We start from the raw sequence: 9,291 nt of genomic DNA on the forward strand, positions 1-9,291 counted from the left end.
CTTCGCCTCCGTCGGCCGCTGCGGCCTGGCGCAGTCGCTTTTCCAGGTTGGCGGCAATTTCGGACAGTCCATGGGGCCGCTGCTGGCAGCCTTCATCGTCGTGCCGTTCGGCCAGACCAGCATTTCCTGGTTCGCCGTCGGCTCGCTGATCGGCATCATCGTTTTGTGGCAGGTCGGCGGCTGGTACAGCCGGCTGCGTGCCGCACAGGGCACCCGCAAGGCGGCGAGCTTCGTTTCGCCCTTCCCGCGCCGCAAGGTGATGAACGCATTGATCGTGCTGACCCTGCTGGTGCTGAGCAAGAATGCCTACATCGCCAGCCTCGCCAGCTACTACACCTTCTATTCCATGCATAAGTTCGGCGTTTCGGTGCAGATGAGCCAAGTCATGCTGTTCCTGTTCCTCGGAGCCTCGGCGCTGGGCATCCTGCTCGGCGGCCCGTTCGGCGACCGCTACGGGCAGAAGGCGATGATCTGGTTCTCCATCGTCGGCGTGCTGCCCTTCACGCTCGCCTTGCCCTACGCCAATCTGGAATGGACGATGGTGCTGACGGTGCTGATCGGCCTGATCCTGTCCTCTGCCTTCTCGAACATCGTCGTCTTTGCGCAGGAACTCGTGCCGGGCCGCGTCGGCATGATCGCCGGCATCTTCTTCGGCTTCGCCTTCGGCATGGGCGGCATCGCGGCGGCCGTGCTCGGTATCGTCGCCGATATGAAGGGCATCGATTTCGTCTTCCAGATCTGCTCGTATTTGCCGTTTCTTGGATTGCTCACCGTGTTCCTGCCAAACATGAAGGAAGCGCGCAAAGCGCAGGCGGCCGCCTAGATCAGGCGGGTCTGCCGCTGTCACAAAAATGCACCCGCCTGATGACGGGTGCATTTTTGTGGGCCATGGCCTTAAGCCTTGAAGAAGGCCAGCAGGTCGGCATTGATGATGTCTGCATGGGTCGTGGCCATGCCGTGCGGGAAGCCCTTGTAGACCTTGAGCTCGCCCTTCTTGAGCAGCTTGATCGTCAGCAGCGCCGAATCGGCGATCGGAACGATCTGGTCGTCGTCTCCGTGCATGACCAGGACAGGCACGTCGATTGCCTTCAGATCCTCGGTGAAGTCGGTTTCCGAGAAAGCCTTGATACAATCATAATGCGCCTTGGTGCCGCCCATCATGCCTTGGCGCCACCAATTGTCGATGACGCCCTGCGAGATGTCCGCGCCCGGACGGTTGAACCCGTAGAACGGACCTGATGGAACGTCGCGGAAGAACTGGGCGCGATTGACTGCCTGGGCGGAGCGGAAGCCGTCGAACACTTCGATCGGCAGGCCGCCGGGATTGGCGGCAGTCTTGAGCATGATTGGCGGCACCGCGCCGATCAGCACCGCCTTGGCGACACGGCCGCCGGCGCCATAGTTGGCAACATAGCGCGCCACTTCGCCGCCGCCGGTCGAATGTCCGACATGAATGGCATTCTTGAGGTCGAGATAAGCGGCGAGTTCCGCGACATCGGCGGCATAGGTGTCCATTTCGTTGCCGATATCCGTCTGGGTCGAGCGCCCATGGCCACGCCGATCATGGGCAATGACACGGTAGCCTTGTGACAGGAAGAACAGCATCTGGGCGTCCCAATCGTCGCTGCTCAACGGCCAGCCATGATGGAAGACGACAGGCTGCCCGGTCCCCCAGTCCTTGTAGTAAATCTGCGTTCCGTCCTTGGTGGTGATCGTACCGCTGCCGGAGCTGGGCTTGGTTTGCGAGGTCATCTCAATCTCCTTGTGGTTATTTCCGCGATAAACAATATCGCGATAACCATATAGCTAACGCGGCACAAAACCCTTGTCCACAAAAATATGTATCGCGATATCATTTTTCGTGGTATCGAATTGATGCCCATATTGGCAAAAGGAATGCGCCGTGCCTCTCCCGTTGGACAATCAGCTCTGTTTCACGCTCTATGCCACCAGCATGGCGATAAACCGCACCTACAAGCCGATGCTGGACGAGATGGGCATCACCTATCCGCAGTACCTGGTGCTGAACGCACTTGGAGAGGCCGATGGGATGTCGGTCGGCACCATCGCCAACCGGTTGGCTTTGGAATCGAGCACCGTCACGCCGCTGGTGAAGCGAATGGAGCAAGCCGAGCTGGTGACCCGCCAGCGCAGCCAGACCGACGAACGCCAGGTGCAGGTCGACCTGACATCAGCCGGACGCGCGCTGCTGGTCCAATGCAACTGTCTGAACGAGACCTTGGTCGAACGCTCGGGCATGACGCTTGCCGAGCTCGATGCCTTGAACCGGCAGATCCAGGCGCTACGCAACGCGTTGACCAGCGACCGGTAGCCCCTAGGTAGCCGCTTGGCCCAGTCATGGGTTGATTGCAATCAGTACGGCTTTTGAGGGCGGCTAAGCCAAACGTCGGAAAGAGGCCACCATCATGCGGACTTAAGCACGGCAAATGACCGTTTGCGCATGGCCCGCTTTGCCTGGAAACTGGCGGCGGGAGCGGGGCGGCCGACATGGAAGCCCTGGATCTTGTCTATGCCGAATTCGCGCATCAAAGCCATCTGTTCGTCGGTTTCCACCCCTTCGACCAGGATCTTGTGGCCGCGATTTCGAACCAGGGTGATGATGTCCTGCAGCATCGCCTTGCCGCTCAGGGAGCTGCAGTCGTGCAGAAACGATCGGTCGATCTTCACCGTGTCGAAATCGATCAGGCGAAGCCACGAAAGGCCCGCAAAGCCCGTCCCGAAATCATCAAGCCATATCTTGATCCCGAGCAGCTTCAGGTCGCTGATGCAGCGCAGAATGTCCGAGTGCATCTCCATCTCCAGCCCTTCGGTGATCTCGAAGGCCAGCCTGCTGCCGGCGACGCCGGTTTCGCCCAGAATGGTCGCGACAGACGTTGCGAAGCCAGGTGTCTTAAGCTGGATCGGGGAGACGTTGACGCTGACGACACGGACGTGGTCGTCAGCCAGGAGTTCGGCGCACACCGTCCTTATCGCCCAGCGCCCGAGTTCCAGGATCGCGCCGGTTCGCTCGGCGACGGGAATGAACAGGCTCGGCGGAACCGATGTGCCGTCCAGCATTTTGAGGCGCATCAGAGCCTCCACCGCTTCAACCCGGTCCGATTTGACATCCTGGATAGGCTGATAAACCAGTGAAACGAGATTCTGGCCGATCGCGATCTTCAGCAAGGCCGCGATGTTCTCGCTCTCGTCGCTGCTTTGCGGATCGGTTGGATCGAACAGCCGGGCACAATTTCGGCCGCCGGCTTTTGCCAGATAGAGAGCGCGATCGGCCTCGTGGATGATCTTCTCCAGCTTGGCGCCGGTCTGCGTCCTGGTGAATGCGGCGCCAACGCTCACCGTTACGATCGAGACGCCGTCGCGCCGCAGTTCGTGCGTCAGCGCCAGGTTCTCGACCGTGCTGCAAATGGCTTCCGCTATATCCAGTATCTGCTCTTTTTTCTCCATGCGAGCCAGGACGATGAACTCTTCACCGCCATAGCGGCCGATGGAGCCATTATACTGCTTGATCATGTCGCTAAGGGCATTGGCGACATGGATCAGGCAGCGGTCGCCTTCCTGATGGCCGTAGCAGTCGTTGAATTTCTTGAAGAAGTCCACGTCGATGAGGATCGCCCCGAAGCTGGTACCGACCTTTTGCCAATCGCTCCAGTAGTCCCGCAGCTTCTCGTCGATCGCGCGCCGGTTCTCCAGACCCGTCAGCGGATCGGTCCGCGACAACCTCAGCAGGGCCTTGCCGCGTTCGGTCGCCTCATTGTGCTGGATCTTGGCTTCCAGGGCATTCAGAAAGACGTTGTAGCGTTCCTCATTCAGTTTCCAGTTCACATACGAGGTGAACGTGAAACAGGATATATAGAAAGCCCCGAATACCATTTTGTATGTAAGGGTTGAAGGAACGAAGTAATTTACGATGTAAAGTATACACAATATTATTGCCGAGGTTACGATAGAAAGCTTGAAATTGAACGTAAAGAAAAGATTTGCGCTCATCATGAATATGGTCCCAAAGACCATGTAGTAAGAGACGCTTTCCTTGTCCGCGCCAAGAACCGCTGGGCACAACCAACCAACATAGCCGAAGATGATGGCTCCGGCGCAGGTCACGTCGAGCCATTCCGTTCCAATCCCCCGGCGAAGCTGTGCTTCGAGGATCAAAAGCGCGCTCAAGCCGACTGCGAAGCGCGCCGTGATCGTGTAGGCAGCAACATCCGGGATCAGCAGCAGATCCGTTGCCGAAAACAAGAGATAGATCGCAACCGCAATCCAGAGCCCTGGCCTGGCTTCTCCTCTTCGCGTCGCCTGCGCTTCGGTGCGGTAAAGGGTGCGGAGCTCGTCGGCGCTCAGTTCATAGCGCGGCTCGTACGGCTCCGCATCAACCGTATCGACCAATACGGAGGACAGGTGTTCGTTCATCACAATAGACCCCGTTTGAAAGGGATTTTGTTTTCCGAACTCATTTCCAGCTTCTGCCCCCACGCGGGCCGGCTCCTTTGGACGCGACGGCGATTGCGACGCCGGGCAAACAAATGCAATCGCGCAAGACAAGTTTCCGTTAACTCGAACCCGGAATTCGGGCCGGAAGCCGTCTAAAGAGGAACATGGTTGGCGGGAAATTAATCATAACGATAAAATGCCGTCAGCCCGACATTGGCAAATGGAGCATTCTACGCAATAAGTTAACCGACTGTTAACTATGGAGTGATGGCGTGCAGACCGTTCTTGATGGCAAAAGCTTGATTACTGCCGCGATGCTCGCCGGCACGCTGCCTCGGGGAAAGCTCGAGCATCATGGCGAAGCGTTCGAAACCGCGCGCGCGGAGCTGGCGCTCATTCTCCACGCGACACAGCAGCAGATCGAACAGGACAAGAACCCCGCCGAGATCGTCGGTCGCTTGCTGTCCTTCCTCAATGGCCTGCATTCCAAGGTTCATCCCGACGTCTGGCATGCGTTGATACCGGTGGCGCAGAACCATCCGATCCTGAAGTATTTTCTCGAGGATCCGCTGACGCACTGGTCCTTCACCAAGCCCAGGGGCTATTCCGGCGACGCGCAGTTGCTTGATTACATCTATTGCGATCCGCACGTGGCAGAGAGCGTGGCCAACGCCTCGGAGATCGGCAAGGCGCTCTATAGCCATACCCAGAACGTACCCTCATGCGTCGCGGCACGGGAACGACGCGACCTCCTGACCCGATATGTCGACGAGATTGCGGTCAAGAATGGACCGCAAACCGAGATCCTGGCGATCGCGGCCGGCCATTTGCGGGAGGCCAATCGCTCGGTCGCCTTGACGGAGGGCCGTCTCAAGCGCTGGGTTGCGCTCGATCAGGATCCCCAGAGCGTTGGGCTGATCGCGCGCGACTTCCAGGGCACCGCGGTCGAAGCCATCGACGGCTCGGTGCGAACCGTGCTCACGCGGGGTCACAAGCTCGGCAAGTTCGATTTCATCTATGCCTCCGGCCTTTACGACTACCTCGCCCACAACGTCGCGGTGAAACTCACGAAGACCTGCCTGCAGATGCTGAAGCCGAACGGGACGTTCCTGTTTGCGAACTACGCCGAGGGCACGCCTGACGCCGGCTACCGGGAGACATTCATGGACTGGGTGTTGCTGCTGCGATCGGAGGTCGATATGTGGAACATCGTCAATGCCAGCGTCGACCGCAACACCGTCGAGGCGCGGGTGTTCTTCGGCGAGAACCGCAACGTGCTTTATGCCGTCATCGAAAAGCGCGGATAGCGACCGCCTGGACTGCACCAGCCTGGGCGTGCCTTTGGCTTGCACCTCCGGCCGCCTTCCGCTATAGAGCCGCCACCCGCGTAGACACCCTTGGAGGCAACGCGGCGGAAGGCCGCCTTCCCGCATGATCCCGAAAAGTGGATTCCGGTTTTCGGACCAGATCATGCATGGGTATGTCGGCTTTCGACGTTTACGGTCCAGGCACTCTGCCAACCGTGAGCGCTCCAGTAAACCGAAAGGAAATGCCATGAGCCACGACACTTACGAGCTCAAGGCCGAAGCACGCGAACAGGTCGGTAAGGGGTCCGCCCGTGCAGTTCGCCGCAACGGTAAAGTGCCTGCAGTAATCTATGGTGACAAGCAGCCTCCCCTGGCTATCGCGCTCACCTACAAGGATATCTACTACAAGATCCATGGCGGTGGGTTTCTGACCACGATCGCCACGATCGATGTCGACGGCAAGAAGATCCAGGTCCTGCCGAAGGACTTCCAGCTCGACCCGGTCAAGGATTTCCCTGTCCATGTCGACTTCCTGCGCATCGGCAAGGACACCGAAGTCAATGTCGACGTGCCTGTCCACTTCATCAACGAGGACAAGTCGCCCGGCATCAAGCGCGGCGGCGTGCTCAACATCGTGCGTCACGAAGTCGAGTTCCACTGCCCGGCCAATGCGATCCCGGAGTTCATCACCGTCGATCTCACCGGCGCCAACATCGGCGACTCGATCCACATCTCGGCGGTCAAGCTGCCGGCTGGCGTCAAGCCTGTGATCTCCGACCGCGACTTCACCATCGCGACCATTGCCGGTTCGTCGGCGATGAAGCCGGAGACGGAAGAGACGGCTGAAGCAGCTGCACCTGAAGCGGCTCCTGCCGCCGACGAGAAGTAACTCTTTCACGCCCGGAGCAGGCGATGCTGCTGTTTGCAGGTCTCGGCAATCCGGGCGCGAAATACGCTGACAACCGCCACAATGTCGGTTTCATGGCGGCGGACGCAATCGCCCGCCGCCATTCCTTTTCGCCCTGGTCGAAGAAATTCCAGGGCCTCATTTCCGAGGGCACGCTCGGCGGCGAAAAAATCGTCCTGATCAAGCCGCAGACCTTCATGAACCTGTCCGGCCAGTCGGTCGGCGAAGCACTGCGCTTCTACAAGCTCGAGCTTTCCGCGCTCACCGTCTTCTATGACGAGATCGACCTTGCCGAAGGCAAGCTGCGCATCAAGACCGGTGGCGGCGCCGGCGGCCACAACGGCATCCGGTCGATCGACGGTCATATCGGCAATGGCTATCGCCGCGTGCGCATCGGCGTCGGCCATCCCGGCGTCAAGGAAATGGTCCAGCACCATGTGCTCGGCAATTTCGCCAAAGCCGACCGCGAATGGCTCGACCCGCTGCTCGACGCGATCGCCGATAATGCCGCCATGATCGTCAAGGGCGACGAATCCGGCTTCATGAATAAGGCCAGTCTCGCCGTCCAGGGCAAGGCCGGGCCGGAGCCCGAAAAGCCAGCGCAGAAGCAGTCGGCGCACAAGCAGCAAAGTCATGTCCGCCAAGCACGGCCTCAACAGCCGGTGGTCAAGCTGCCGGAAAGCGGTCCAATGGCCGCCATGCTGAAGAAGCTGTTCGGCGGCAAGGACTGAGCATCAAGGGGACCGAAGGGCTTGACGTTGATCACCCCTATCGCCCATAGCCCTGATCAAATTTCTATTTTCCCGATAGGACCGAACAAAAATGGGTTTCAAATGCGGCATCGTTGGCTGGCCCAACGTCGGCAAGTCGACGCTTTTCAACGCGTTGACCAGAACGGCTGCGGCGCAAGCCGCCAACTATCCATTCTGCACCATCGAACCGAACACCGGCGAGGTGGCGGTGCCAGATCCGCGCCTGCAGAAGATCGCCGCGATCGCCAAGTCGAAGGAGATCATTCCAACTCGCATCTCTTTCGTCGACATTGCCGGCCTGGTGCGCGGTGCCTCGAAGGGCGAAGGGCTGGGCAACCAGTTTCTCGCCAACATCCGTGAGGTCGACGCCATCGTGCATGTGCTGCGCTGCTTCGAGGATGACGACATCACCCATGTCGAGGGCCGCATCGACCCCGTCGCCGATGCCGAGACGGTCGAGACCGAGCTGATGCTTGCCGACCTCGACAGCATCGAGCGCCGCATCGTCCAGATCCGCAAGCGCGCCGGCAGCAAGGACAAGGAAGCGACGACCGTGCTGCCGTTGATGGAGGCAGCGCTCGAACTGCTGCAGGCCGGCAAGCCGACCCGCATCCTGCTCAAGGGTATTTCGGCCGAAGATTTGCGCATCCTGCAGGGCCTGAACCTTCTGACCTCGCATCCCGTGCTCTATGTCTGCAATGTCGCGGAGGCCGATGCCGCCACCGGCAACGAACACACCAGGGCCGTGGAAAAGATGGCCACCGCGCAAGGCGCCGGCACCGTGGTGATCTCGGCGGCGATCGAAGCCGAAGTCGCGCAACTCTCGGACGAGGAAGAGATGGAATTCCTGTCCTCGCTCGGCCTCGACGAGCCCGGCCTCAACAAGGTCATCCGCGCCGGCTACGACCTGTTGCACCTCATCACCTATTTCACCGCCGGGCCGAAGGAGACGCGCGCCTGGACGATCCATAAAGGCGACAAGGCGCCTCAGGCCGCCGGTGTCATCCACACCGATTTCGAGCGCGGCTTCATCCGCGCCCAGACCATTTCCTACAACGACTTCGTCACACTGGGCGGCGAAGTCGCGGCCAAGGAAGCCGGCAAGGCGCGCGACGAAGGCAAGGAATATGTCGTCCAGGACGGCGACGTGCTGTTGTTCAAGTTCAACACTTGATGCCCTGAAGCGGTCGAGAACATCCCGGCAAGCTGTCGGCGAAGTTCCTCGATACATGCTTCCAAGGCGACGGCGGCCATCCGCCCGACAGCCGCTTGTCTTGATTTTGTCACGTCACAGGTCTAAGCGGCAGACGCACGGTCGGCGCTGACGTCGAGAACCGTGCAATCCAACACGACGCGTCAATCCGAACGCACCCCCAGCAAGGGATATCAGGCGATGATCAAGGCCTTCGTCGTGGACAATGACCGCCTGCGCGTCGTCGACGATCTCCTGGCAAACAGCGAGACCATCGTCTGGGCGGACCTGTTCAACCCGACAAAGGAAGAGGAAGCGACGATCGAGAGCTGGCTCGGCGTTGCCATTCCGACGCGCGAGGAGATGGAGGAGATCGAGATTTCGAGCCGCCTCTATGTCGAGGACGGCGCCTATTTCATGACCGCCACCCTGCCCGCCCAGACCGAAATCGACGATCCCTTGATGTCGCCGGTTACCTTCGTGCTCGCCGGCACAAGGCTGATCACGGTGCGCTACCACGAACCGAAAGCTTTCAAGACCTTTCCGCAGCGCGCCGAAAAGGTGGCGACCGGCTGCACCAGCGGCGACACCATCCTGATCGGCTTGCTGGAGGCGATCGTCGACCGTCTCGCCGACATTCTGGAACGCGCCGGCCGCGACATCGAGGCGATCTCGCGCGAT

General features: G+C 59.9%; 9 protein-coding genes. 7 read left to right on the forward strand and 2 right to left on the reverse strand.

Annotation, left to right across the window (positions count from 1 at the left end):
• Positions 1–823, forward strand: an 823-nt coding sequence (locus EN906_RS12420) for an MFS transporter (protein WP_127375198.1), incomplete at its 5' end; no start/stop codon positions are given.
• A gap of 71 nt (positions 824–894) precedes the next feature.
• On the opposite strand, the gene EN906_RS12425 is transcribed toward EN906_RS12420, so the two are convergent.
• Positions 895–1,752, reverse strand: coding sequence for an alpha/beta hydrolase (locus tag EN906_RS12425; RefSeq protein WP_127375199.1), 858 nt, complete (start codon positions 1,750–1,752; stop codon positions 895–897).
• A 151-nt stretch (positions 1,753–1,903) separates the two neighbouring features.
• Between EN906_RS12425 and EN906_RS12430 the strand changes: the two genes are divergently transcribed.
• Complete coding sequence (locus tag EN906_RS12430) at positions 1,904–2,332, forward strand: MarR family transcriptional regulator (protein ID WP_127267865.1); 429 nt, start codon at positions 1,904–1,906, stop codon at positions 2,330–2,332.
• A gap of 92 nt (positions 2,333–2,424) precedes the next feature.
• On the opposite strand, the gene EN906_RS12435 is transcribed toward EN906_RS12430, so the two are convergent.
• Entirely contained in the window at positions 2,425–4,431 is a 2,007-nt protein-coding gene (locus EN906_RS12435) for an EAL domain-containing protein (RefSeq protein WP_127267870.1), read from the reverse strand.
• 293 nt (positions 4,432–4,724) lie between these two features.
• Between EN906_RS12435 and EN906_RS12440 the strand changes: the two genes are divergently transcribed.
• The 5 genes from EN906_RS12440 to EN906_RS12465 all read left to right on the forward strand — a co-directional run.
• Positions 4,725–5,759: a class I SAM-dependent methyltransferase gene (locus EN906_RS12440; RefSeq protein ID WP_127267866.1), complete on the forward strand. Its 1,035-nt coding sequence runs from the start codon at positions 4,725–4,727 to the stop codon at positions 5,757–5,759.
• A 247-nt stretch (positions 5,760–6,006) separates the two neighbouring features.
• Positions 6,007–6,648 carry a 50S ribosomal protein L25/general stress protein Ctc gene (locus EN906_RS12450; protein ID WP_127270548.1) on the forward strand — a complete coding sequence of 214 codons (642 nt, stop codon included), beginning with the start codon at positions 6,007–6,009 and terminating at the stop codon, positions 6,646–6,648.
• A gap of 23 nt (positions 6,649–6,671) precedes the next feature.
• Positions 6,672–7,397: an aminoacyl-tRNA hydrolase gene (gene pth, locus EN906_RS12455; RefSeq protein WP_127270550.1), complete on the forward strand. Its 726-nt coding sequence runs from the start codon at positions 6,672–6,674 to the stop codon at positions 7,395–7,397.
• Between the two features lie 91 nt (positions 7,398–7,488).
• A complete protein-coding gene (gene ychF, locus EN906_RS12460; RefSeq protein ID WP_127375200.1) occupies positions 7,489–8,592 on the forward strand; it encodes a redox-regulated ATPase YchF in 1,104 nt (367 codons plus the stop codon).
• Between the two features lie 219 nt (positions 8,593–8,811).
• Positions 8,812–9,291, forward strand: a 480-nt coding sequence (locus EN906_RS12465; RefSeq protein WP_281060440.1) for a CorA family divalent cation transporter, incomplete at its 3' end; no start/stop codon positions are given.

This window comes from Mesorhizobium sp. M7A.F.Ca.CA.004.06.1.1 (genome assembly GCF_003999135.1).
Lineage (GTDB): Bacteria > Pseudomonadota > Alphaproteobacteria > Rhizobiales > Rhizobiaceae > Mesorhizobium.